This is a genomic window from Lentzea albida, assembly GCF_900111005.1.
GTDB classification, from domain to species: domain Bacteria; phylum Actinomycetota; class Actinomycetes; order Mycobacteriales; family Pseudonocardiaceae; genus Lentzea; species Lentzea albida.
Map to the genome: position 1 here is coordinate 172223 of NZ_FOFV01000009.1, position 24807 is coordinate 197029.

Here is a 24807-nt window from a genome sequence, read left to right on the forward strand (position 1 = left end):
ACCGCGCAACTAGGTGACGCAAAGTCTCCGTAGGCGGTGGAACTGATCGGGGTGGTGGGATGTCGCTGCGTGACCTCGGCTTCGACGCGGTCCAGGAGGGCGTGTACCGGAGCCTGCTCGCCGATCCGTTGCGGGACAACAGCACCCTCGCGTCGCTCACCCTCACCGACGAGTCGGCCGTGCGGAACGCGCTGGCCGGACTGCTCGCCCTCGGTGTCGTGGAGGTCGCCGCGACCGCCCCGTGCGGGTACGCGCCCGGTGACCCCGAGGTCGTGGTCGGCGAGCTGATCGAACGCCTGGAGCAGGAGACGTTGCGGCGCCAGCAGAAGATCGGCGGCACGCGCACCGAGCTGGCGGGCCTCGCGGCGGGGTTCCGGCACGACGCGCGCACGGTCGAGGTCGAGCACATCACCGAACCCGAACGGATCCGCGAACGGCTCGCGGAGCTGTGCTTCTTCACCCGCTCCAGCGTGTACGCGGTGCAGCCGGCGCGGGCGTCGAGCGAGGCGGCCCGCGCGGAGGCGTCCCGGCTCGACAACCGCAGCCTGGGCCGCGGGGTGACGATGCGGATCATCTACGACGAGCGGGTGCTGCGCGCCGAACGCACCCGTGCCCGGCTCGGCGAGCGCACGGCGTCCGGCGCGCAGATCCGGTTCCTGCCGGGTCCGCTCGCGCGGCTGATCCTGCTGGACGAACGGATCGCGATCGTGCCGTCCGATCCGACCGACGCGGGCTCCGGCGCGCTGGTCGTGCACCAGCCCGGCATCGTGAGCGAGCTGGTCGCCCGCTTCCGGCAGTTGTGGGACGGCGCCCAGGACTTCGCCGAACCCGCCGGCACGCCGTCCGACGACGACCGGTCCGTGCTGCGGATGCTCGCCTCCGGGCTGACCGACGAGCTCGTCGCCCGGCAGATCGGCGTGTCGGTGCGGCACCTGCGCCGCCGGATCGCGCGGCTCATGGACGAACTCGGCGCGGACAGCCGGTTCCAGGCGGGAATGGCAGCCGCGCGGCGCGGCTGGATCTGAGACCTCATTGCCCTGAAAACAGCAGGTGACACTGTTCAGGAGGAAACATGGTGCGCAAGGCGGGATCGAACGGGATCGGCGAGGACGACGACGTGATCGGCGCGTTCGGCTGGGACTGAAAAGACCGGCGCGGACCAAGGGCGGGTACCCACGGGTGCCCGCCCTTTTCGTCACCCCGCAACGGGGTCATCTTGTTGCCCGCGACCGGTCCGGAAGCTGACGCGCCACGACCTTCCGAACCCGTTGGCGGGCAAGCAGAATTGTTTCCAGAGCAAGGGAAAAGCCCGAAAGAATCCGGAGAGGGGAACGAGAAATGAGCATCTCACTCGTGCACGCCGATCCGGAGTTCTACGCACCGCTCAGCCGCACGACCCGGCGTGGCACCGAGTACACCGCGACGGGCATGCCGGCGGACTGGAGCGAGCACCACCAGGACGTGTGGACGGCCTGGTACCCGCCGCACAAGCTCGGTGGCGTCACCGACGGCTGGAAGATCCACCTATCGGCCCGCGCCGACCGCGCCCAGCACGTGCTGGACGTCGCCGCGCCGATCTTCGCGGCGCACGGCGTGGCGTTCAAGCACCTGAGCTGCTCGCTGTACTTCGTGGTGACGCACCACAAGCACGCCGAACGCAGCCAGTCGGGCAAGTTCTGCGCCGCCTACCCGCCGGACGCCGCGACCGCCGAGGCGCTCATGCGCGACCTCGCCGCCGCGTTCGACGGTGAGGAAGGTCCTTACGTGCTCAGCGATCGCCGGTTCGGCGACTCGCGGGTCGTGCACTACCGCTACGGCGCGTTCGTCGCCCGGCGCAGGCTCACCGCGCAGGGCTGGCACGAGCTGCTGGTCCTCGACGCGGCCGGGCGGAGCGTCCCGGACGTGCGCGGCACGAGGTTCAGCACGCCCGAAGGCATCACCGACCCGTTCGCCGAGTCCTCTGTAGACGCGCCGAAACGCGCCGGTGCTCCGGAGTTCGGCGGTGTGCGGTTCGAGAAGGCGTTGCGTCACAGCAACGGCGGCGGCGCCTACCAGGGCACCGACGTCGCCACCGGTCGCACGGTGTTCGTGAAGGAGAGCCGGGGCCACCACGGCCTGGTGAGCCCCACCAGCGCGAGCCAGGACCGGCTGCGCAACGAGTACGAGGTGCTGCAGGAGCTGCACCGCGCCGGTTCCGGCTTCGCCCCCGAACCGGTGCGGTACTTCCGCCACCTGGAGAACGAGTTCCTGGTCACCGAGTTCGTGCCGGGACGATCGCTGCGCTCGTGGTGGGTCGAGCACAACCCGATCATCTGGTCCACCGCGACCGACGACGACTTCCGCGCCTACTACGCACGGGCCGCGAAGATCGTCGACGAACTGACCGCGCAGCTGGAACGGTTGCACGGCTTGGGTTACGCCTTCATCGACCTGAGCCCGGACAACGTGCTCGTGGACGACGAGGACCGGATCCGGCTCATCGACTTCGAGACGGCCACCCGCCTCGGCGGGCCGCTGACGCCGATCGGCACGCCGGGGTTCTTCCCGGCCGACCCGCTGCGGTTCGCCGACGACCCGGTGCGCTACGACGACTACGCGCTCTCCTCGATCGCGCTGGCGTTGATCGCGCCGATCACCACGACGGCCGACCTGTTCCCCGGCGTGCTCGCCCACCTGAAGGCGCAGCTCGACCCGCACGGCCTGGTGCCGCGGAAGATGTGGGCGCTGGCGACGCAGGTCCGCGAGCCCGACCCCGTCCCGTCCGCGGACGAGGTCACCTCGAACCCCTGGAACTGCCTGAAGGCGTTGCGCGACGGCCTGATCACGGGCCTGCGCGGCACCGCGCACCCCGACGGTGTGGTGCCGCTCGGTCCCCGGTCCTACGCCACCAACAAGCTCGGCTTCGGCCACGGACTCGCCGGCGTCGTGCACGCGCTGCACGTGGCGGGGACGCCGTCGGAGGAGCTGCTCGACCGGCTGTGCGCCCGTGCGCTGGCGGAGGCGGACGACCTGCCTCCCGGACTCGTCGCGGGACAGGCGGGCGTGGCCCGCGTCCTCGCGGAGCACGGCAGGATCGCCGAGGCGCAGGAGCTCCTGGCCCGGGCGGACGAGCACCCGCTGCTGCACGGGTCCGCGACGCTCGGCTTCGGTTCCGCCGGCGTCGGGCTCGCCCACCTCGCGCTGTACCGGCACACCGGCGACCGCGCCCACCTGGACCGGGCCGTCCGGCACGCCGGGGAGATCCCCGGCTCACCGACCGAACTGCTCGGCCGGCACAACGCCGCCGGACTCGTCGACGGACGGACCGGGCTCGCGTTGTTCCACCACCACCTCGGTCTGCTGACCGGGGACGAGGACCACCTCGCGCGGGGACTGGTTCTCCTGCACGAGGAACTGGACCGCGCCGAACTCTCCGAGGGCGGACTGCTGTTCGGGGTCTCGGACCGCGACCGCAGGCTGATGCCGTACCTGAGCACCGGCACCGCGGGTGTGCTGATGGCGGCGAGCCGCTACCTGGCCACGACCGGCGACGACCGCGTCGCCGCCGCGATCCCGGGCCTGCTGACGGGACTGAACTGCTCGTTCACCCACTACGGCGGCCTGTTCGACGGCATGGCGGGGCTGAGCCTCGCCCTGCACGACCACGGCCGCAGGCACGGCGACCAGGCGAGCCTGGACCGTGCGCAGACCTTGGCACAGCGTCTCTTCCTGTACGCCGTGCCGCACGAGACCGGGACGTACGTCCCCGGTGAGCACGCGCTGCGCCTCAGCGGCGACCTGTGGTTCGGGTCCGCCGGGGTGCTGACGGTGCTCGCCGGAGTGCTGGACGACCACCCGGACCCCCTGTTCGCCCTCGACGAAGTCGAGCGGTAGCAAGAAAACCCTTGAGGAGGCAGTCATGTCCGACGTCAACGAGCTCCAGAACCTCGCCGACGACGAGAACACCGAGGCCGGCTACACCAACCCGGTCGAGGTCGAGCCCGGCAAGAGCACCGCCAGCATCGTCTGCTGACCTGGCCCCACCCGCTCTTCCCGCACCACAGCAAGCACTTCACCTCAACGAAGGAGACGGACATGTCCGACATCAACGAGCTCCAGAACCTCGCCGACGACGAGAACACCGAGGCCGGCTACACCAACCCGGTCGAGGTCGAGCCGGGCAAGAGCACCGCCAGCATCGTCTGCTGACCTGACCTTCCACAGGTCACGCCGTGCCACGGGGCGGGGGCGGGGGAACTCCCCCGTTCTCCGCCCCGAAGCTCTTTTCCGCCCCAGAGGACTTCTCCGCGTCGCAGGAGGACCAGCGTGAGCCGCGATTTCCGCTACTACTGGTCGGCCGAGGTGAGCTCCACCTTCGGTTCGACGTTCACCACGATGGCGATCGCCACCCTCGGCGTCATCGTGTTCAACGCGTCGCCGAGCGAGCTCGGCTTCGTCAGCGCGGCCGCGATCCTGCCCGCCTGCGTCTTCGGCCTGCTGGCCGGTGTCCTCGGCGACCGCCTGCGCCGACCGCGCCGCGTGCTGATCGGCTGCAACGCCGCGGCGGCCTCGCTGGTGCTCGTCGTCGCGCTCGGCATCGGCACCGGTGCCGCCACGATCTGGTGGCTCGCCGCGCTGTGCTTCGTGCTCGGCTGCATCGCGACCGTCGTCGAGACCGTCTACTTCACGCACCTGCGCGGCCTCGTGCCGCCGGACCGGCTGACCGCGGGCCGCGCCCGGTTGCAGACAGGCGAGTACGGCGCCCGCACAGCCGGCCAGGCGCTCGCGGGTGTGCTGATCTCCGTGCTGGGCGGTGCCTTCGCGCTCGTGGTCGACGCGCTGACCTACCTCGTCAGCCTCGTCCTGCTGACCCGCATCACCGCACCCGACCAGGGCGCCCCGCCCGCCGACGCGCCGCGGTCGCTGCACCGCGAGATCGGCGAGGGTTTCCGCCAGGTGGCGAAGTACCCGTTCCTGCGCACGTTCGGCGTGTTCACGGCGGTACGTTCGATGAGCGTCGGCGCGCTCGCGACCATCGTCGCGCCGTTCCTGCTGCGCGACCTGAACGTGCCGCTGGAGCTCTACGGCGCGTTGTTCGCGGTCAGCGGCCTGGCGGGGCTCGTCGGCTCGCTGGCGGCCGGACGCCTCGCCGAGCGCATGAGCCTGCACTCGCTCGCGGTGCTGGGAAGCGCGGGCACCGTCGGTGCCGCGTTCGTGCTGCCGTCGGCGGGCGGGCCGTTGCCCGTCGCCGTCACGATCGCCGTGCTGGGCCTGGCGCTGCCGACCGTGTTCGGCGCGATCGCCAACGTGGGCCTCAGCGGCGCGCTGACGGAGCTGGTGCCGGAGAACGCGCTCGGCCGCGCCATCGCGAGTCTGCGCACGATCGCCACGACGGCCCAGATCCTCGGCGCGCTGGGCGGCGGACTGCTCGCCGACGCGCTCGGCCTGCGGCCCACGGCGTGGGTGTGCGCGGGCCTAGCCCTGCTCGGCTGCGTGCCCCTGCTGCGGGCCGTGGTGGTCACCCGCAGGCCCGCGCCGGTCGAGGAACCGGCGGTGCTCGTATGACCGCCGTGCTCGCGATCATCGGCGCCGGCCCGCGCGGCACCGGTCTGCTGGAACGGCTGGCGGCCAACGCCTCCCTGCTCCCGGCGGGATGTGAGATCCACGTGGTCGACCCGCACCCGGCGGGAGCGGGCCGCGTGTGGCGCCCCGACCAGTCCCCGCTGATGCTGATGAACTCGCGCGCGGGCGACGTCACGATGTTCACCGACGACAGCGTCCGCTGCGCCGGCCCGATCTCCCCGGGCCCGACGCTCGCCGAGTGGTCCGGGCTGGACGACGACGTCTTCCCGACCCGCCGGCAGGGTGGCGCCTACCTGAGGTGGTGCTTCGACCGAGCCGTACGCGCTTTCCCGCGCGGTGTCAGGGTTTTCGTGCACCAGACCAACGCCGTGGCCCTCTCGGACGGCCCGCGCCAGACCGTCGCCCTGGCGAACGGCACGCACGTGGTCGCCGACGTGGTCGTGCTGGCGCAGGGGAACGTGGGCGGTCACCGCACCCCGGAACAACTGGCGCACCAGGACTTCGCCGCCCGCACCGGTGGCACGTACCTGCCCCCGTCGTGCCCCGGCGACGAGGACCTCGACCGCCTGCCCGCGGGCGAGGCGGTCCTGGTGTCCGGCATGGGCCTGGCGTTCGTGGACCTGGTCGTCCTGCTGACGCAGGGCCGGGGCGGCCGCTTCACCCGCGGCCGCGACGGCTCGCTGACCTACCACCCGAGCGGCCGGGAACCGGTGCTGCACGCGGGATCCCGCCGAGGCGTCCCCTACCTGCCGAAGCCGGTGCTGCCCCCGCTGGCCGACCGGGCTCCCCGCTTCTTCACCCCGGCGCTCCTCGCCCGCGCCACCACGCCGGGCGAACTGGTAGGCGCCGCGTGCCGCGAACTCGTCTGGGCGCACTACCGCGAACTCTTCGCCGCGCACACCGCCCGGACCCGCATGCCGTGGGACGCCTTCGCGTCGGAGTTCGCCGCGCTGCCGATCACCGACCCGGCACTGGAGGTCCTGGTCGCGCAGGCCGTTCCCGACCAGGCCGACCGCGCGGACACGAGCTTCCTGCGCGCCCCGCTCACCCGCTCGTTCCCGGACCAGGCGGCGCTGAACACGTGGATGCGCGACCACCTGCGCCACGCGGTGGCCCGCGCCACCGACCCCCGTCACAGCGCGCACGCCGCGGTCCTGCACGGACTCCTGACCGTGAGCGAGGTGCTCGAACGGGCGGCGCCCACCCCGTCGACCGCGCGCACGGCCGCGGTCCTGTCGCGCTTCGCCGCCTACCTGGGGTCCGGTCCTCCCCCACACCGCTTGGAGCAACTCCAAGCCCTGACGCGCGCAGGCCTGCTCCACTTCCTGGGAGCAGGGCTGCGCGTCACCCGCACCGACGCCTTCACCGCGCACACGGACTCCCTGCCGTTCGCGGTCAGGGCGAGGCACTTCGTCGAGGCCCGCCTGCCCGACCCCGACGCCCGCACACACCCGTTGCTCCTCCCGCTGGCGCACAACAGGACCCGCGTGCCGGTGGACCCGGACACGTTCCACGTCCTCGACGACACGGGCGACGCACATCCGCGCCGCCTGGCGCTGGGCCTGTTCGCCGGTGGAGGGGCGCTGGGCGCGTTCTCCCGTCCCGGACGCAACGCCCCGTTCTTCCGCCAGAACGACGACACCGCGCGCCGCGTCCTCGCCGAACTGAACGCCAGGACCCCGGCGCTCACGCCCTGACACCGCTGCGGGAACTACACCGGAGCGATGTCCACGACCAGGTTCGCCATCACCATGTCGACGCTCAGATCCCTGCGGATCAAGGGGATCCACAGGGTGTTCGTGCGCGGATCGGCGATCTCGGGTCCGATCGCGACCGCGCGCCGGAACGCCACCTCGGCGAACGGCGAGGGGGCGAAGTACGTGACGACGGCACCTCTCTCGAGGTGCCCGGTCACGGATCTCGTGCCCGCAGCGGGGACTCAGTGCTCGTCGAGTTCCGAGTGACGGGCGGTGAGGGTGGTCGCGAGGTCGAGCAGTCTCACGTTGAGGTTCTGCGACGTCCGGCGGAGCAGGTCGAACGCCTCGTCGGCGGTGATGCCCTGCCGGCTCATCAGGATGCCCTTGGCCTGACCGATGACGTCGCGGCTGTCGATGGCCTGCCGGAACTGGGCCCGCCGCAGGTCCGCCAGCTCGGTGGCGCGCGCGTGCGCCAGCGCCAGCGAGCCGTGCGTCGCGAGCAGCAGGGCCGTGTGGCGGTCCGCGTGGTCGAGACCGTCGACGCGGCGCGAGTAGACGTTGAGGGCGCCGGAGAGCTGGTCCGGTCCCGCGGCGGAGAACAGCGCGCTCGACAGGACCGCGTGGAAGCCGTACCCGCGGGTGGCGGCGGCGAACTCGGGCCAGCGGGTCTCGGTCCCCAGGTCGTCGCTCGCCACGTAGCCGGGACCGTCGCCGCGGGCCGCGTCGAGGCACGGGCCCCGGCCCGAGTGGTACTGCACCTGGTCCAGTTCGGCCGCCACCTCGTCGGTCTGGACCGGGGTGTGGAACGCGCCGCCGGGCGCCAGGACCGTCACGCTGACCATGTCGGCTCCCACCACCACCGCACCGGCGGCGTCGGCGACCTGCTGGAGGGCCTCGGCCACGCTGGAGGTGTGGAGCAGCCTGCGGATCAGCTCCTCGAAGTGGTCCACTTCCGCGTCGAGGACGTCGTCGTTCTCAGTCGCGGCGATACCCCGCCTCCCCCGGATCGGTGGTGAATGGTTCGCCGTCCAGTCCACCAGTGGCGGCCGGAGGGCGAATACCGGCGGAAGCGAAGTCCGGACCGCCGGGAATGCGAAGCGCGGACGTGTCGGCGCGCAGCGTCTGCGAGGGCGACTCGCCGTACGCGTCGCGGTAGAGCGCGGCGAACGTGCTGGCACGGCTGAACCCCCAGCGCGCGCCGATCCGGGTGACCGTCATCTCGCCGGGGTCGGAGGCCCTGAGCTCGGCCCTCGCCCCGTCGAGCCGGACGCGCCGCAGGTACACCATCGGCGTCATGCCCAGGCGCCGGCGGAACGACAGCTGCACCGCGCGCAACGTGACTCCGGCGGCCGTGGCGATGTCCACGGCGCTGATGGCCTTGTCGGCGCTCGACTCGATGAACACCATCGCCCGTCGCAACGTCTGGAAGTGGGCGTCGTGGTCGTCCATCGCGGACACCGGGGAGGACGCGCTGTTCGGGAACGCCTGCAGCACCGCGGCGGCGAGGTACTGCGACGCCGTCGACACGAGCAGGAGACTGGTCTCGGGCGAGGCCAGCACGGTGTCGCGGACGTGGGCGATCGCGGACCGCAGCCGCCTGGCTGCGGCGTCGTCCACCGGACGGTCACCCAGCGGCCTGGTCCCCCGGTCCGGCCCCGCCACCTGGGCGAGGAGGTCGGGCGCGAGCAGCGTGACGCGGGCGCGGACGTGGTCGGCGCGGCCCGTGACCGGCAGGTCCGGTGGTGCGGAGAAGAGGTCGCCGGCCCCGAACGTGCGCGACCTCCGCCGTCCCCGCACCAGGTGGTCCGCGACCGTGCCCGACTCGACCTCCACGAGGCAGATCCGGCCGATCGGCCCGGCCTCGAAGGTCATCTCGAAACCGACGGCCAGCTCGTCGACGCTGATCACGCCGGCGGCGAGCCTAGAGAGGTGCACCTGTGCACGGCCGCTCGCGCTGCTGATCCGCATCGGCGCGTACGCGCTGCTCAGCACCCTTTCCACGCGGTCCAGGTCCGTGCCGCTGAACGACAGGCTGTGCACCGGTCCGGCGGGGTCCGCGCCCGCCCCGGCGCGTCCGGAGAGCGCCTCGTCGAGCGTGCCGAACCGCGGCACGGTGGCGCCGGGGTCGACGACGTCCAGCACGAGGTGGACGGCGGCGCTCGCCGCGTTGGGCACCAGCACGCAGCCGACGCCCCGTTCGGCACAACTGTCCGCGAACGCGACCAGGGTCCTCGCGACGTGCACCGAGACCAGTCCGACGGCCCGCAGGTCGAGCACGACCAGCCGCGCGCCGGGGGCCGCGGCGACCATCAGGGTCCTCATGAGCAGCGCGGGGCTGACGGCGCCCACCGAGTCGAGGAGGGTGAGCACGAGGGCGTCGCCGACCTGCCTGGGGCGGATCGTCACGTGCTCCACAGCTGGGCCCTTCCGATCGCGTGACCGCGAATGCTCCCGGACCCGAACGTACCCCCAGGGCGTTCCACGGCACAGCGAAAGGCGGGACCGGTCGGAACCGGCCCCGCCCTGGTGATCACCTCGTGGTCACGCCTTCACGGAGTGCTTCCCGTGCGTCCAGGACGCGGCGTCGCCGCCGTCGCCCGCCGGACCGGAGTGGCCACCGGCCGTGGTGCTGTGGTTGGAGGCGTCGCCGGTCGAACCCGTGGCACCGGTGTCACCGGAGTCGCCCGAGGTGACCTCGGTCCAGGACTGCGTGCCGTGGTTCTTCCAGCCGTGGTGCTTCCAGCCGTTGTTCTTGTTCTCGTTCTTCACCACCGCCGAGTTGCCGCCGGTGTCACCGGAGTTCCCGGAGTCGCCCGAGTCACCGGTGGTGGCGTTGTTCGAGCTGGAGGCGTTGCCGCCCTTGCCCGAGTCCCCGCCGTTGCCCGCGGTGGCCTCAGTGGAGCCGTTGTTGCCGTGCTTGCCCCACTTGCCGTGGTGCTTCCAGGACTTGCCCTGCTCGGTCACCGCCCAGGCGTCGCCGCCGTCACCGGCCGGGCCGGAGTCGCCGCCCACCGTGGTGCTGTGGTTCCCCGCGTCACCGGTCGAGCCGGTGGCACCCGTGTCGCCGGAGTCGCCCGACGTGACGGTCGTCCAGGACTTGCTGCCGTCCCAGGACTTGTCGTCCCGGTTCCAGCCGTGGCCCTGCTCCGAACCGGTCGTGCGCACGACGGCCTTGTTGCCGCCGGTGTCACCCGAGCTACCGGAGTCGCCCGAGTCGCCGGTCGTGGCGTTGTTCGAGCTCGTGGCGTTGCCGCCGTTGCCCGAGTTGCCGCCGTTGCCCGCGGTGGCCTCGGTGGAGCCGTTGTCGTGACTCCACTTCTGGTCCTTGCTCACGGCCGTCGCGTCGCCGCCGTCACCGGCGGAACCGGAGTTCCCGCCCACGGTGGTGCTGTGGTTGGAAGCGTCACCGGTCGACCCCGTCGCGCCCGTGTCCCCGGAGTCACCCGAGCTCACGTTCGTGTGGCACTCAGCGAGCACGCAGACGCCGTAGGCGCTGTTGCCGCCGGTGTCACCCGAGTCGCCCGAGTCGCCGGAGTTGCCGGACGTGGCGTTGTTCGAGCTGGAGGCGTTGCCGCCGTTGCCCGAGTTGCCGCCGTCGCCCGCGTTCGCGCCGGAATCGCCCGAGCGGCCCGCCGCGGTGGCGTCGCCGCCGTTGCCGGCGGATCCGGAGTTCCCACCCGCGGTGTTGCTGTGGTTGGAAGCGTCACCGGTCGACCCCGTCGCGCCCGTGTTCCCGGAGTCACCCGAGCTCACGTTCGTGTGGCACTCGGCCAGCACGCACAGGCCGTAGGCGCTGTTGCCGCCGGTGGAACCGGAGTTCCCCGAGTCGCCCGAGTCGCCGGACCTGGCGTTGTTCGAGCTCGTGGCGTCGCCGCCCTTGCCCGAGTCACCGCCGTTGCCGCCGTTGACGACCGAGTGCACGGCGTCGCCGACGCCGCCCAGGAGGCCGTCGCCACCCGTGTCGGCGCTTGCCATCGCCGTTCCGAACAGGAGGAATCCTCCCGAGAACGCTGCGGCCATCAGACCGCGTCGCACAGAGCTGTGCATTGTCGAACCTTCCTGTTGATCAAGCTTGGTGATCTGCCGGCTTGGTCGTCAGGACTGCTCAACTGGGATGGTTCCGGCCGTAGTAGTAACACCACGACCCGTGGATCTGGTGGCCGGTGACCACCACGAGGGACCCGTCGCCCGCGTGAACTCCCCGTTCTGCCGGGAGGTCCGAGAGCACGAGGCCCGTCGATCCGGTCGAGGACGCCGATCCCGTGGTGCCGGTCGGAGCGAACGGCACGCCAGGTGACGGCGGGGACGGCGCCTCGGTCGGCGGCGCCGCTTCAGGCGCGGAGATCGGGTGCCGCTGCGGCGTTCCCGCCACCGCGACCCGCTCGGGCAGAGCCACCACGTGCGCCTGCGGCACGACCACCGGAACGTCCGGCGTCTCCGGTGCCACGGGCACCGGCGACGGGACCTCCGCCGCGGCGGAGGGCTGTGCCACCAGCGGTTCCACGATCCGCGGAACCAGCGGCACGTCCCGCACCGCGTTCACCACGGGGGTGAGCAGCGGCGCGGTCACGGGCCGCAGGGGCTCGAGCACCGGGTCCAGCGCCCGCGTCGCCGGGTCGACGAGCGGCGCCAGCGGTTCCAGCACCGGTTCGAGCACCGGCTCGGCCACCGCCGTCACGTCCCTCGTCAGCGGCGCGACCGTGTCGGTCACCGGCGCGACAAGTCCGGCGACACCGCCCAGCGGACCGGGCGACCCGCCGTCGTCAGCACTCGCGACCCCCGCCGAGAGAAGGCCGAATCCGATGAGGAAACCGGCCACGCCGAAAGTCCGCTTGAGCGCTGTGGAGCATGTCAACTTCATGCAATCACCCCCTCTCACCGAATGAGCACCTGTACGTCAAGGCATTCGGGTTCCCCCAAGAGGGTGGATTGCACAAAAGTGCGGGAAATTTCTTCTCCGCAGCTCACGAGAACTAATTATTTTGAAACATTCATTTCCGACTACTTTGTGATGAAGAGTCGTGTGTCCGATGTCGACGGACGGTGATCACGTGGCCGGAGGCGCCGCGTCCCTGTGCGTCCACAGGTGGGAACGCACAGGGACCCGCGTGGCGCCGTCCCGAGCCGGCTGAACCGCATCTGGCGGATCCTCGCGCACCACATCCGTACCCCGCAGCGGCTCCGGATCGGTGTTCGAGGCCCATTGCACCTGATCGAGTGATCACCGGGCGGCGGGAAGGGAGACGTCCTCCAACGCGCGTTCGAGCTCGCGCCGGTTCCGCGCGCCGAGTTTGTTGCGGATGCGCGTGACGTGGTGTTCGACGGTCTTGGCGGAGATGAACAGGGCGTCGCCGACCTCGCGGTAGGTGAGCCCGTCCCGCACCAGCGCGGCGACCTCCTGCTCGCGGTCGCTCAGGACCTCGGCGCCCCCGTTGCCCTGGCCACCGTTCGTGCCGTGGAACTGGCGGGCGATGTCGAGCAGCTGCGTCATGGCCCTGCGGTCGGTGGTGTGCATCGCCGCGTGCCCGGCGAGCCGTGCCGCGTCGGCGCGCAGGCCGTGGGCGTGCAGTTCCCGCGCCGCCGACTCGACGCGCAGGTGGTCCACGTGGCCGTGACCGGCCTCGCTCCAGCAGTGCGCGGCGGTCGCGAGCGCGCGGCCGAACGGCAACGCGTCCGCCGCGGCGTCCAGCGCCGCGAGGTGCACCTCGGCAGCGGGGCGGTCACCGAGGAGAAGTGCCGCGTGGAAGGCGTTCCAGCGCGGCAGGACCGTCCACAGCGGAGGGTCGCCCAGGTCGCGCAGCAACGTCCACGCCTCGTCCAGGTGCGTCTCCACCCGGTGGAACTGCCCGATCCTGGCCGCCGCGACGGCGATCTCGGTCAGCGGGAGCAGCGTGTAGAGGTCGACGGGGTGCACGACGAGCGCCTGCTGGGCCGGTTCCCACGCCACGCGCAGGGCGTGGAGGTCTCCGGCGCGGCGGGTGACGCCGAGCTCCAGCGCCGCCGCGAGCAGGGCCTCCCGCGGCTCCCGGGAGAGGTCGGGACGCGAAGGTCGTCGTGCCTCTTCGACGTCACCGCGGAACAGGTCCACGCAGGCGAGCAGCAGCTGGTGCCGGTCCGCGTGCAGTCCCCGGCCGCCGTCGCCCCGCACCGCCTTGGCCAGCAACGACCTCGCCACCGACAGCTCTCCCGCGTGGACGCAGATCAGCGCGGCGAGCGCGGTGGGGCTGTCCGGTTGCACCGACGCCCTGGAGCCCGCCTGGTTGACCCCCGCCGTGGCCACCGCGGCGGCGACGGCGGCCATCGGCGGGCCGGTGACCGTGTCGAGGACGACGCCCGCCAGCCGATGCCCGAGCGTGTCGGTGAGCGACGCTGCGGGCTGCGCGCCGGACTGGACGGCACGCGCCTCCTCCAGCCGTCCGGCACCGAGGAGACCGGTCACGGCGAAGCCCAGCGCGAGGCCGTTGTCCGAGCGCCGGAGCAGTTCGCCCCCGCGGCCGACCTGCCCGCGCAGCGTCAGCACGGTCGCGGCGACCAGCAGCGCGTCCGCGTCGGCGTGTTCGAGGTCCACCACGTCCACGGCCCCGTCGAGGTCGCCGCTGAGCGCGCGGGCCCGCGCGAGGAGTGCGGAGGAGCCCGGACCGGCGGCGGCGAACACCCGTGCCGCGAGCGCCGGGTCGTCATCGACCACCTCGTGGCCCGCCGCGGTGAACACGTCCGCGAGCCCGGGGTCCACCACGCCGAGCTCCAGCAGCGGCCGCGCGTACCCGGCCACCGGCTGCGACCGTTGCACCTGCGCCAGGGCGAGTCTGCGCAGCAGGTCCGCGCGCTGTTCCGCCGGAGCGAGTGCCTCGGCCGCCTCGGCGGCGACGGGTAGCGGTGTCCCGTCGATCCGGAGCAGGCCGGCCGACCTGAGCGCCTCGGCGGACTCCGACACCGCGTGCGGGTCCAGCGCGAGAACCGCCGCGAGCAGTCCCACGTCGAACGGGGCGCCGAGCGCGCGGGCGAGCAGCAGGTCGTTCGCCGCGACGGGCACTTCGTCGAGGTGGCGGGCGAACGCGCCGCGCGGCTCGGGCGACAGCTCGTCCAGCACGAACCCCGGCGTGCCCCCGGTCCGCTCGTGCAGCCGTGCCGCCACCTCGTCGCTCACCTCGGTGTCGAGGACGCGCGCGGCGAGCGACCGGACCTGCGTCTGCGTCAGCGGCCGGAGCCGCACCCGGACCACGGTCCCCGGCAACGTGCCGACCAATCGCCCCAGCACGCGGTTGTCCGGCCACGGCCGATGCGCGAGGACGAGCCGTCCGCCCGCCCGGACCTCGTCCAGCAGCCGGTCGGCCTCGTCCTCCCCGAGCGCGTGCCCGTCGTCGACGGCGATCGGCTGCGCGAAGGTGCGCAGCAACGTGGTCTTCCCGCACCCGGCGGGCCCGGTCAGCACGACGTGGTCCGCGCCGCGTGCCCGTTCGAGCGTCCGGGCCGTCCCGTCGTCGAGCAACAAGGGCGTGTCCGGCATCGGGGACATGAGCGCGTGAACCTCCTGGTGGCCGACCTCTACCGGGGTACTTCGATGCATCACCCGTTCAGGCTTGGTCTCGGCCGGAAGATCGGGAGACACCCCTATCCCCCTACACGCGGTAGCCCCAACCCCCGATCCGTCCCCCACGGACAGGACCAGGCACGTCACCCGATGCGGTGATCAACCCGCTCTTCGTAGCTTTCAGTGGCACAAGCACAACGACGCAACTGGAGTTCGACGTGACCCTGCCGCAGACGCTGCACGACTTCACCCTCAACCTGCTGAGCGACCCCGAGGCCCGCTCGGCCTTCCAGCTCGACCCGCAGGGCTCGCTCGACGCGGCCGGTCTCGGTGACGTGCACCCGGCGGACATCCAGGAGCTCCTGCCGCTCGTGCTCGACTTCGCCCCGGTCACCTCGCTCGGCGACTTCGGTTCGACGATCTCCGGCCTCGACCTCGACCAGCAGCTCGACCTCATGAGCACGCTGCAGAACACCGTCGGCCAGCAGCTCGACGACAACACGGTCCTCGGCGCCGTCTCGGGCCTCACCGCCGCCGTGCACGGCGTCACCAACGGCTTCGACGTGCTCAGCGACCCGTCGAGCGCCCTGGACGTCGTCGCCGGGACCGAGATCACCGACGTCACCGAGACCGTCACGAACCTCGACGTCACCAACACCGTCGGCGACATCACCAACGGCACCGACGTCCTCGACACGACGCACGTCACCGACGTCGTCGGCGACGTCACGAGCGGCGTGCAGACCGGCGACCTGGGCGTGAACGACGTGCTCAGCGGCGACATCACCTCCGCCATCGGCACCGTGACGGGCAACGACCTCTCCCTCGACCACGTCGGCAACGTCACCGACGTCGTCTCGCACGTGGGCAACGTCGGCGACGTGACCGGCGTCGGCTCCGTCGGCGACCTCGGCAAGATCGGCGACATCTCCGGCGAGCTGGGCGACGTCAACGTCGGTGGCGTCCTGAACGACCTCGACCTGAGCCTCTGACCCACCCGCCAGTGCAAGGCCGCCCCGACCGCGCCCCGGGGCGGCCTTGCGGCGTTCGCCAGGTCTTCGCAGCCGCAATCCTCACCGGTCGCGGCTCCGAAGACCTGGTGTGAAACAAGGAGACACCGCCCCCGACTTCACCCTGCCCGACGACAACGGCGACCCCCGCACCCTGTCCGAGTTCCTGGCCTCCGGACCGGTGGTGCTGTTCTTCTACCCGGCCGCGATGACAGGCGGCTGCACCGCGGAGAGCTGCCACTTCCGCGACCTGGCGGCGGAGTTCGGCGACGTGGGCGCGCACCGCGTCGGCATCAGCCCCGACGCCGTGAGCAAGCAACGCGCGTTCTCCACCACCTACGGCTTCGACTACCCGCTCCTGTCCGATGAGGACGGTGCCGTGGCGAAGCAGTTCGGCGTCTGGCGGCGCTTCAGCCCGCTGCACGCCAAGAGGCACACGTTCGTCATCGACACAGACCGGACGGTGCTCGCCGTGGTCAAGAGCGAGCTGAAGTTCACCGTCCACGCCGACCAGGCCCTCGAGGTGCTGCGGGAGCGCGCGGCCCGGCACGCCTAGCGGCCGCGGTCCCGCCGCCCGTCGCCCGGTGGGGACGGGCGGCGGGCGTGCCGCCGCCGGCGACACAGATGGCCGGCGCATGACGCGATCCCCGTGGCCACCACGCGGCTCACGCGCCCGAGCCCGGCCCCACCTCGCGCGCGCCGCCCCACGAACCGCCCGCCTCGCGCGCCCCCGCACCCCCACGGACCGCCTCGCCGACTCGCCATCCGCGCGCCCCCCGGTCCGCACGTCTCCTCGCCAGCCCCTGCGCCCCGGCCGGCCACACGGAACGCACTGACACCTTCTCGCCACTCGCGCGACCAGCAAGAACAAACCCACCACTCCTCCGGGCACAGGCAGGCCTTGCGTAACTAAGGAACCTGATCTAAGGTTCCTTACATAAGCAACCTGAACACCTGGAGCGACGATGACCCCGACCCCCGAGGCAGGCAGCCTCAGGCCCACCCGCACCGAGACGCACGTGCTCGACACCCCCGCGGGCCCGGTCGAGCTGACCGTGCAGGACCGCGACCGCACCCGGCCCTACCTGCTGCTGCACGGCGGCGGTGGCGTGGCGACGATGACCGGCTTCGCCGGCCTGCTCACCGAACGGACCCACGCCAGGGTGTTGCTGCCGACGCATCCCGGTTTCGCGGGCACCCCCAGGCCGGAAGCGCTCTCCAGCGTCGTCGGCCTCGCGAAGACGTACGTCGCGCTGCTGGACCAGCTCGGCCTCAGCGACGTCACGGTGATCGGCAACTCGTTCGGCGGCTGGCTGGCCGCCGAGATCGCCCTGCTGGACAGCCCGCGCGTCAGCGGCGCCGTGATCGTCAACGGCATCGGGCTCGACGTCCCCGGACACCCCGCCACGGACGTGCGCGGCCTCTCCCCGGCCGAGCTCAGCGCCCTCTCCTGGCACGACCCGGCCAAGGCCCCGCGTCCGACGGGCACCGGCCCCGGCCCGGACGTGCGTGCCCTCCTGAACTACACCGGGCCCGCCATGTCCGATCCGACGCTCGCCGAACGGCTCGGGCAGGTGCACGTCCCCTTCCACGTCCTGTGGGGCGAGAGCGACGGCATCGTCGACCTGGAGTACGGCAAGGCCTTCGCCGCCGCGGTCCCGATGTCGACGTTCACCCCGATCCCCCGCACCGGACACCTGCCCCAGCTCGAGTCGCCCGAGGAACTGCTCGGCGCGCTGCTCGACCTCGGCAACCACTGAACCCCCACAGGAGACCCACATGAACACCACCCTCGCCGTGACCCGCATCGGGCACGCCTGCCAGCTGATCGAGTTCGGCGACACCCGCGTGCTCACCGACCCGTGGTTCACCCAGAAGGCGACCTACTACCCCGGCGAGCCCGTGGCCGCCACCGTCAGCGAACTGGGCCGCATCGACGCGCTCGTCATCAGCCACGAGCACTACGACCACTGCGACCTCGACGCGCTCGTCGCGGGCGGTTTCGACCTGGACACCCCGGTGATCGGGCCGGGAACCGTCGCGGAACTGGCCAGGCAAAGGGGTTTCCGGAACGTCCAGGCGATCGAGAGCTGGGAGTCCGCCACGACCGGCGACCTCACGGTGACCGCCACCCCGGGCAAGCACGGCGTCCACGAGGTCACCTTCGTGCTGCAGGCGGGCGGCCGCTCGGTCTTCTTCGGCGGCGACTCGCTGCGCGTCCCGGAACTCGACGAGATCCCGGCCCGGTTCGGGCAGGTGGACCTCGCCCTCCTGCCGACGAACGGATTGTGCCTGCGGCCGCTGAACATGAGGCAGGTCGTCATGAACGCCGAGGAGGCCGCGGCCCTCACCGCCGTGCTGAACCCGGTCATGGCCATCCCGCAGCACTACGCCTTCCACAGCGGGCAACTGGGCGACCGGATGATCACGCGAGGCAACCAGGACCCGCGCCACTACGCCGACGCGGTCGCCCGGCTCGCCCCCCAGGTCGCGGTCCGGCTGGTGCTGCCGGGAACGCGGGTCGAGGTCCCGCACGCCGCGCTCACCTCGTGACGAGGCCGGTCAGTTCCTCCAGCACCTCCCAGACCGGCCGCCGCCACCCCCACCGCTCCCGGCGGATGTCCGGTCCCCCGGCGAGCGAGGAGCCCGAACTGGTGGTCAACGCCTCGGGCCCGGCTGTCGCGGATCGGACTTCGACTCACGCGCTAGTCGCGCCGCGCCGACCGGTCGCGTGCGGCGCGCAGGTACCCCATGACCAGCGACTCGAGGTCGGGTTCGGTACCCGTCCACCCGTGCGGCGTCGGCTGGGGGTCGCGGACGAGCATGGTGGTCTGGCGCGGGGTGCGGGTGGCGCTGACGAGCGCCCCCTGCACCGCGGTCTCGTCGGCGGCGGGGCCGACGAGGATCCGGTGGCGTGCGAGCACGTCGTCGATGTCGCCGTCGATCTGGACCTGGCCGTCGTCGATGAGCAACATGTGGTCGCAGACCTCGCGCAGGTCGGCGAGCAGGTGCGAGGACATCACGACGGTGGTGCCGCGGTCGGCGACCTCGGCCATGATGATCCGCAACGTCTCGTCGCGGGCCAGCGGGTCGAGGTCGGACAGCGGTTCGTCGAGCAGCAGCAGCCGCGGCAGCCGTCCCAGCGCGAGGGCGATGGCGACCTGGGTGCGGGTGCCGGCGGACAGGGTGCGGATGGTGGCGTCGCGGTCGACGCCCGCCTGCAGGGCGAGCATCTCCTCGACGCGGTCGGTGGACCAGCGGTCGTTGAGCGCCGCGACCAGGCGGATCATCTCCCGCACGGTCAGGTGCCCGTGCAGGGGCCGGTCCTGTGCCAGGAACGACACGTCGGGGTGGATGCGGCCGCGCACCGGGGTGTCGAAGGCGCGGAGTTCGCCGGTGGTGGGCCGGACCAGGCCGGCGGCCATGCGCAGCAGGGTGCTCTTGCCGGCGCCGTTCGGGCCGACCAGGGCCACGACCTTGCCCTCCGGCAGGCTGAAGGTGCAGTCGCGGACCGCCCAGCGGCGGCCGTAGCGCTTGCCCACGGCGGTCGCGGTCAACGGCGTCATGATCGTTCCTCGGCGGGGTAGTGCTCGTCGCGGACCGCGGAGTAGAGGGCGTCGACGTCCTCGACGACCAGGCCGCCCTCGCGGGCGTGGCCCATCCAGCGGCCCAGTTCCTTGCGCAACGGTGCGTCGTCCCCGGCCGTCGCCTCCGACGCCAGCGACTTGGTGATGAAGGTGCCCAGGCCGCGGCGGCCCTGCGCGAGCCCCTCGCGCTCGAGTTCGCGGTAGGCCTTGAGCACGGTGTTGGGGTTGACCGCGGTCGCGTCCACCACCTCCCGCGCTGAGGGCAGCCGGTCCCCCGGCGCCAGCAGCCCCAGCCGCATGGCCTGCTTCACCTGCTGCACGATCTGCACGTAGGTGGAGACCCCGGAGTGCCGGTCGATCCGGAACTCGATCACGCCCGTCAGCATAGGTGCTCCCCCTGCCCGAGGCCTCCACCACACTCAGCTCTGCCGCCGCAGCGCCCAGGCGGTGCCCGCCAGCAGCAGCACCGCGAGCCCTCCGAACACCGCGAAGTCGTACACGTGCGCGAGCCACGCGCTGCTCTCGGGAATCGTGATCACGTACCGCCTGGCGACGCCGGACTGCTGCAGGCAGGCCGTGTACGCCTCCTGCGTCTCCGTTCCCCCCTTGCAGGTCCTGGTCAGTGCGGCGGCCCTGTCGGGCGACACCTGCTGTCCCGCCGTGTCGAGCCAGCCCGAGCCGACCCACAGGCCGCCGCCCTGGCTCAGGTCCGCGTCCGCGCCGACCGGGGCGTCCCGGCGCTCGCGCGGCACCCAGCGGTTCGCCAGCCCGAACAGGGCGAACCGCGCGGCGACGAACACCCCGAGTCCCGCGGTCATCGCCACCAGGGTGCGGCGGGACACCGCCCCGGCGAAGGTGCCGAGCGCGAACGCGAACAGCGCGTACCCGACCGGTGAGACGTGCTCGACGCCGAAGTTGAGGACGTGGAACGAACCGTTCGCGTGCGGCCCCAGCACACCGGCCGCGTCCAGCCACCACCAGACCAGGTACTGCAGCACCACCAGCACGACCAGCGCGGGCACCAGCGCGACCACGAGCTTGCTCAACATCCACCGCGTGCGGCTCACCGACTGCGTGAACGCCAGCACGTGGGTGCCCTGTTCCAGTTCCTGCGCGAACAGCGGGGCCCCGATGAACACGCCGACCAGGGCCGGCAGGAGGACGATCACGACGCGCCCGACCAGGAAGAGGTCACCCCAGTTCGCGGCGAACGCGTCCAGGTCCTCCGGGGAGGCCGGGCACGGGCCGGCGTTCGGCGCCACGCACTCGATGAGCCGCGTCGAGGTGAAGAAGTCGACCATGGTGGACCGCAGCAGCACGACGGTGACCGAGCCGGCCACGAGCAGTCCGAGGAGGGTGAGCAGTTGCAGGCGCTGCAACCGGAACGCCGCCCAGATCATGCCGCCACCTCCTGCGCCGCCGCCGCACGCATGTGCCGCAGCACCAACTCGCCCAACGGCGTCCCGTCCCCGCTCAGCCGGTTCACGTCCCCGGCCAGCAGCACGCGTCCTCTGTGGAGCAACACGAGGTGATCACACACCCCTTCCAGCTCCGCCAGCACGTGCGAGGACAACACCACCGTCATCCCCTGCATCCTCGCCTCGGACATCAACACGCGCAGCACCGCCTCGCGCGCCAACGGGTCCAGATCGGCCAGCGGCTCGTCCAGCAACAACAACCTCGGCCGCTTCCCCAGCGCCAGCGCCAGAGCGACGCGCGTGCGCTGCCCACCCGACAGCGTGCCCACCTTGGCGTTCATCGGCACCCCGGCCTGCTCGACCAGGTGCGAGGCGTACCCCTGGTCCCAGGTCGGGTTCGTCCGCGCCCCGAACGTCAGCGTCTCCGCGACCGTGAGCTGCCGGTACAACGGCTTCTGCTGCGCCAGGTAGGACACCGCCGGGTGCAGCCCCTTGCCGCTCGGCTCGTCCCCGAACACCGCGATCGACCCGGCCGACGGGCGCAGCATGCCCGTGACCAGCCCCATCAACGTGCTCTTCCCGGCACCGTTCGGACCGACCAGGGCCACCACCCGGTTCTCCGGGATCACCAGGGAGGTCTCCTCCAGCGCCCAGCCCCTGCGATACCTCTTGCCCACCCCCTCGGCAAGGACCGGAAGCGCCCGGTCAGGGTGCCTTCGCGTGGTCACGGCCACCTCCTCTCGTCATCGGACAACGGCAAGGTAGCAGCTTTCACTAGTCAAATAGTGAACTGGGTGAGGTTCGACTCGCGGGGGCAACGCGGCGGCGACCGCGACGTCCCGCGCATCACCTCGGTACCTGGAAACCGCCGATCTCCCGTTCGAGCAGTTCGGCCAGCCTCAACGGCGTGCGGTCCTCGAACGCCGGGCCGATGAGCTGCACACCCACCGGCAGCCCCTCGGAGGAGCGACCGGCGGGAACGGCGGTCGCGGGCAGGCCGGGCATGGTGGCGAGCCCCGCCCAGACGAGCTGGTCGAGGTACGGGTGCTCCACGCCGTCGACCTCGATCAGCCGCCGCATCGGGTCGGGGCTGTGGTCGTGCGGGAACGCGGGCGTCGGCGTGACCGGGCAGACCACGGCGTCGAACTCCGCGAACAGCCGCCGCCAGCCGTGCCGGTGGGCTTCGCGGCGGGCGTTGGCCTCGAGCCATTCGCGGTGGGTGAACTCCACGGCGCGCAGTCGCACGGCGTGCAGACTCCGGTCGTCCACACAGGACTCCTGCGGGCCGAAGGGAAAGCGCGCTGCGGAACCGGAGACCAGCAGTTGCATGTAGACGGTCGCGGCCTCGGTCAGGTCGGGCAGCAGCGCGCTGTGCCGTTGCACGCGGGCACCACCGCCGGTGAGCGCGGCGGCCACCCGCTCGACCCCCGCGCGCACGGCGGCACCGGTCGGGAGCAACGGGTGCTCGTCGAGGACCAGCACCCTGAAATCGCTGAGCCGGTCGTGCCGGGCGGGCGGCAACGACAGGCGGTGCGCCACGCCGGACGTCAGCGGGTCCGGTCCGGCCATCACGTCCAGCACCAGCGCGAGATCGCGGGCCGTGCGCGCCATCGGGCCGACGACGGCGAGGTCGAGGTCGATCGGCAGCGCCGGTTCGGAAGGCGCGACCATGCCGCGGCTCGCCGCGAGCCCCAGCGTCGGTTTGTGCGCGTACACACCGCAGAAGTGCGCGGGCGTGCGCAGCGAGCCACCGATGTCGGAGCCGATGGACACCGCGCCGAAGCCGGCCGCCAGCGCCGCCGCCGACCCACCGGACGACCCGCCCGCCGTGCGACCGGGGTCCCACGGGTTGGTGGTGGTGCCGTAGATCTCGTTGAAGCTTTGGACGTCCTGCAACCCCAGCGACACGTTCGTCTTGCCGAGCACCACCGCGCCCGCGTCCTTGAGCCGCGACACCTGCACCGCGTCCTCGGCCGGTACGTGGTCCCGGTGCGGTGGCATGCCCCACGTCGTGGGCAGCCCGGCGATGTTGTAGGACTCCTTGACGGTCACCGGGACACCGAGCAGCGGCCGGTCCTCGCCTCTCGCCCGTGCCTTGTCCGCGGCGCGCGCGGCGGCACGGGCGCGGTCGAAGTCCGGCACGCAGATCGCGTTGACCACCACGTCGTCGCGCTCGACGCGGGCGATGGCCTCGTCGGTCAGCTCCCGCGACGTCACCGCACCGGCCCGCATCGCGGCGACGAGTTCCTCGGCCGAGTGAAAGCTCCATCCCATGCGATCGACGCTACGGAGGTGCCTGCGAGGGCACGAAATCTCTTTTCACGCCAGCGGAAACGCCGTCAGACCGGCAGATCCGGACGCCGTGGCGTCCCCACCGAACTGATGTCGAAAACGGCACCGGTGACCGTCCTCGACTCACCGCGGGCGGCGAGCAGCACGTAGGAGTCCACGTAGTCCTCGGCCCGCGGGCTGAAGTCGAGCGCCGAGTACCTGCCCAGCGAGTCCGCGTCCGGCAGCACGTCCGTGATGGCGGTGCCGTCCAGCGCCATCGAACCCGGTCCGCGCAGGTCGGTCGCCATCCCTCCCGGCGCGACGCCGTTGACCCGGACGTGGGGCGCCAGTTCGTACGCCAGCTGGGAGATCAGCCCGGCCGCCGCGTGCTTCGACGCGGTGTACAGCACTCCCCCGCCACGCGGGTGGAACGCCGCGTTGGACAGCGTGAAGATCATCGAACCGCGGCGTTCGGCGACGGCCTCGGCGGCCGCGCGGGCGCCGAGCACGTATCCCTTGACGTTCACGCCGAACAGCTCGTCGAAGCCGCGTTCGAGCTCCTGCGGGCTCATTGCCCGCAGCTCGCGGCCGAAGTCCCAGAGCCCGGCGTTGCCCACGAAGGTGTCGAGGCCGCCGAACGCCGACACGGCCGTGCTGACCGCCTCGGCGTTGTCAGCGGCGGACGTGACATCACCCCGCACGCCGCGGACGCGGTCGCCGTGCGCGGAGACGAGGCTCTCGATCTTGGCCGCGGAGCGTTCCAGCACCGTGACGGTCGCGCCCTCGGCGACGAACCGGTCCGCGATCGCGCGGCCCAGCCCGGACCCGCCCCCGGTCACGAGCGTCGACAGACCGGCCAGCCGGCCGTCCCGAGCCATCAGCGGGTCTCCAGGAAGTGCCGGACCGTCGAGTTGAACTCGTCGGCGTGCTCGAGCTGCGCCCAGTGCCCGCAGCGGTTGAACATCAGCAGCCGGGAGTCGGGGATGATCCCCTGCGCGCGCAGGCTCAGTTCGAAGTGGACTGTGCGGTCGTCGCGTCCGTGGACGACCAGCGTCGGCACGTCGCACTGCGCCAGTTTCTGCGCCGCCTCGAGGAAACCGTGGGCTCCCATGCCGGACCGCATCACCTCCAGCCAGTTCTTCAGGTGCGCGGGGTTCGCGAGGGCGGTGCGCGACCGCTCCTCTGCCAGCTCGCGGGTGGCGAAGGCGGGGTCGTAGCACATGACCCTCACGAGCTTCTCGAAGTTCTCGACCGACGGGTCCTCGTAGGTGTCGAAGATGATCCGGATGCCTTCGGACAGGCCGTTGGACGACATGACGCTGGGGCCCCAGATCCCGGCGCCCATCATCACCAGGTGCGAGACGCGGTCGCGGTGCTCGGTGGCGAGGATCGTGCCGATGCCGCCGCCCATCGAGTTGCCGATGATCGCGGCCCGGTCGATGCCGAGCGCGTCCATCAGCTGCAGCGCCGCGCGGCCCTGGTCGCGTCCCGTGGTCACGCTCTGCTCGCAGGAGTCGCCCCAGCCCGGCATGGTCACGGCGATGCAGTGGAACGACGAGGAGAGAGCCCGGATGTTGGGCTCGAAGTTCGACCAGCCGGTGGCGCCGGGGCCGGTGCCGTGGATCATCAGCAGCGGATGTCCCTGCCCCGCCTCGTTGATCTGGATCCGGTAGTCGGCGGTGTCGACCAGGCGGTAGGTCGACTCGTTGCTGAGGTCCGTGGTCACGGAGG

Annotated in this window: 20 protein-coding genes and 1 pseudogene; 8 read left to right on the forward strand and 13 right to left on the reverse strand. The window is 72.0% G+C overall.

Going from position 1 to position 24807, the window contains the following annotated elements:
- Positions 1 to 59: 59 nt before the first annotated feature.
- From BMY74_RS23355 to BMY74_RS23370, 4 genes are all read left to right on the forward strand, one after another.
- Entirely contained in the window at positions 60 to 1025 is a 966-nt protein-coding gene (locus tag BMY74_RS23355) for a hypothetical protein (protein ID WP_089919460.1), read from the forward strand.
- A 313-nt stretch (positions 1026 to 1338) separates the two neighbouring features.
- Entirely contained in the window at positions 1339 to 3873 is a 2535-nt protein-coding gene (lanKC, locus tag BMY74_RS23360) for a class III lanthionine synthetase LanKC (RefSeq protein ID WP_089919462.1), read from the forward strand.
- A gap of 432 nt (positions 3874 to 4305) precedes the next feature.
- Positions 4306 to 5544 (forward strand): MFS transporter, encoded by a 1239-nt coding sequence (locus BMY74_RS23365; protein WP_089919464.1) that lies wholly within the window; start codon positions 4306 to 4308, stop codon positions 5542 to 5544.
- On the forward strand, positions 5541 to 7259 hold the full coding sequence (locus BMY74_RS23370; protein ID WP_089919466.1) for an FAD/NAD(P)-binding protein: 1719 nt from the start codon (positions 5541 to 5543) through the stop codon (positions 7257 to 7259). The genes BMY74_RS23365 and BMY74_RS23370 overlap by 4 nt, the downstream gene beginning before the upstream one ends.
- A gap of 14 nt (positions 7260 to 7273) precedes the next feature.
- Here the strand turns inward: BMY74_RS23370 and BMY74_RS23375 are convergent, their stop codons facing one another.
- From BMY74_RS23375 to BMY74_RS23400, 6 genes are all read right to left on the reverse strand, one after another.
- Positions 7274 to 7477, reverse strand: a complete 204-nt coding sequence (locus BMY74_RS23375; RefSeq protein WP_089919469.1) for a hypothetical protein — start codon at positions 7475 to 7477, stop codon at positions 7274 to 7276.
- Between the two features lie 24 nt (positions 7478 to 7501).
- Entirely contained in the window at positions 7502 to 8209 is a 708-nt protein-coding gene (locus BMY74_RS23380; protein WP_245786317.1) for an ANTAR domain-containing response regulator, read from the reverse strand.
- A 25-nt stretch (positions 8210 to 8234) separates the two neighbouring features.
- Entirely contained in the window at positions 8235 to 9674 is a 1440-nt protein-coding gene (locus tag BMY74_RS23385) for a helix-turn-helix domain-containing protein (RefSeq protein ID WP_218159705.1), read from the reverse strand.
- A 126-nt stretch (positions 9675 to 9800) separates the two neighbouring features.
- On the reverse strand, positions 9801 to 11234 hold the full coding sequence (locus BMY74_RS23390) for a serine-rich family protein (protein WP_143091675.1): 1434 nt from the start codon (positions 11232 to 11234) through the stop codon (positions 9801 to 9803).
- A gap of 130 nt (positions 11235 to 11364) precedes the next feature.
- Positions 11365 to 12120: a hypothetical protein gene (locus BMY74_RS23395; RefSeq protein ID WP_143091676.1), complete on the reverse strand. Its 756-nt coding sequence runs from the start codon at positions 12118 to 12120 to the stop codon at positions 11365 to 11367.
- 360 nt (positions 12121 to 12480) lie between these two features.
- A complete protein-coding gene (locus BMY74_RS23400; RefSeq protein WP_089919476.1) occupies positions 12481 to 14775 on the reverse strand; it encodes a helix-turn-helix transcriptional regulator in 2295 nt (764 codons plus the stop codon).
- A 233-nt stretch (positions 14776 to 15008) separates the two neighbouring features.
- Between BMY74_RS23400 and BMY74_RS23405 the strand changes: the two genes are divergently transcribed.
- The 4 genes from BMY74_RS23405 (at position 15009) to BMY74_RS23420 (ending at position 18353) form a co-directional block, all read left to right on the forward strand.
- Positions 15009 to 15782, forward strand: a complete 774-nt coding sequence (locus BMY74_RS23405) for an IniB N-terminal domain-containing protein (RefSeq protein ID WP_143091677.1) — start codon at positions 15009 to 15011, stop codon at positions 15780 to 15782.
- A 109-nt stretch (positions 15783 to 15891) separates the two neighbouring features.
- Positions 15892 to 16356, forward strand: a complete 465-nt coding sequence (locus BMY74_RS23410; protein WP_089919480.1) for a peroxiredoxin — start codon at positions 15892 to 15894, stop codon at positions 16354 to 16356.
- A 409-nt stretch (positions 16357 to 16765) separates the two neighbouring features.
- The gene (locus tag BMY74_RS23415; RefSeq protein ID WP_089919481.1) at positions 16766 to 17560 is read left to right on the forward strand and encodes an alpha/beta fold hydrolase; all 795 of its coding nucleotides are present in this window, start codon (positions 16766 to 16768) and stop codon (positions 17558 to 17560) included.
- 19 nt (positions 17561 to 17579) lie between these two features.
- On the forward strand, positions 17580 to 18353 hold the full coding sequence (locus BMY74_RS23420; protein WP_089919483.1) for an MBL fold metallo-hydrolase: 774 nt from the start codon (positions 17580 to 17582) through the stop codon (positions 18351 to 18353).
- Positions 18354 to 18505: 152 nt separating this feature from the next.
- Here the strand turns inward: BMY74_RS23420 and BMY74_RS23425 are convergent, their stop codons facing one another.
- The 7 genes and pseudogenes from BMY74_RS23425 to BMY74_RS23455 form a co-directional block, all read right to left on the reverse strand.
- Entirely contained in the window at positions 18506 to 19366 is an 861-nt protein-coding gene (locus BMY74_RS23425; RefSeq protein ID WP_089919485.1) for an ATP-binding cassette domain-containing protein, read from the reverse strand.
- Positions 19363 to 19761, reverse strand: a complete 399-nt coding sequence (locus BMY74_RS23430; RefSeq protein WP_089919703.1) for a GntR family transcriptional regulator — start codon at positions 19759 to 19761, stop codon at positions 19363 to 19365. Before BMY74_RS23430 ends, BMY74_RS23425 begins: the two co-directional genes overlap by 4 nt.
- A gap of 45 nt (positions 19762 to 19806) precedes the next feature.
- Positions 19807 to 20787 carry an ABC transporter permease subunit gene (locus tag BMY74_RS23435; RefSeq protein ID WP_089919487.1) on the reverse strand — a complete coding sequence of 327 codons (981 nt, stop codon included), beginning with the start codon at positions 20785 to 20787 and terminating at the stop codon, positions 19807 to 19809.
- A 227-nt stretch (positions 20788 to 21014) separates the two neighbouring features.
- Positions 21015 to 21539: pseudogene (locus tag BMY74_RS23440) on the reverse strand (ATP-binding cassette domain-containing protein); the annotation flags it as partial.
- Positions 21540 to 21651: 112 nt separating this feature from the next.
- Positions 21652 to 23079, reverse strand: coding sequence for an amidase (locus BMY74_RS23445; RefSeq protein WP_089919490.1), 1428 nt, complete (start codon positions 23077 to 23079; stop codon positions 21652 to 21654).
- A 65-nt stretch (positions 23080 to 23144) separates the two neighbouring features.
- Positions 23145 to 23954, reverse strand: coding sequence for a 3-(cis-5,6-dihydroxycyclohexa-1,3-dien-1-yl)propanoate dehydrogenase (gene hcaB, locus BMY74_RS23450; RefSeq protein ID WP_089919492.1), 810 nt, complete (start codon positions 23952 to 23954; stop codon positions 23145 to 23147).
- Positions 23954 to 24802 carry an alpha/beta fold hydrolase gene (locus BMY74_RS23455; protein WP_218159706.1) on the reverse strand — a complete coding sequence of 283 codons (849 nt, stop codon included), beginning with the start codon at positions 24800 to 24802 and terminating at the stop codon, positions 23954 to 23956. The genes hcaB and BMY74_RS23455 overlap by 1 nt, the downstream gene beginning before the upstream one ends.
- Between the last annotated feature and the right edge of the window lie 5 nt (positions 24803 to 24807).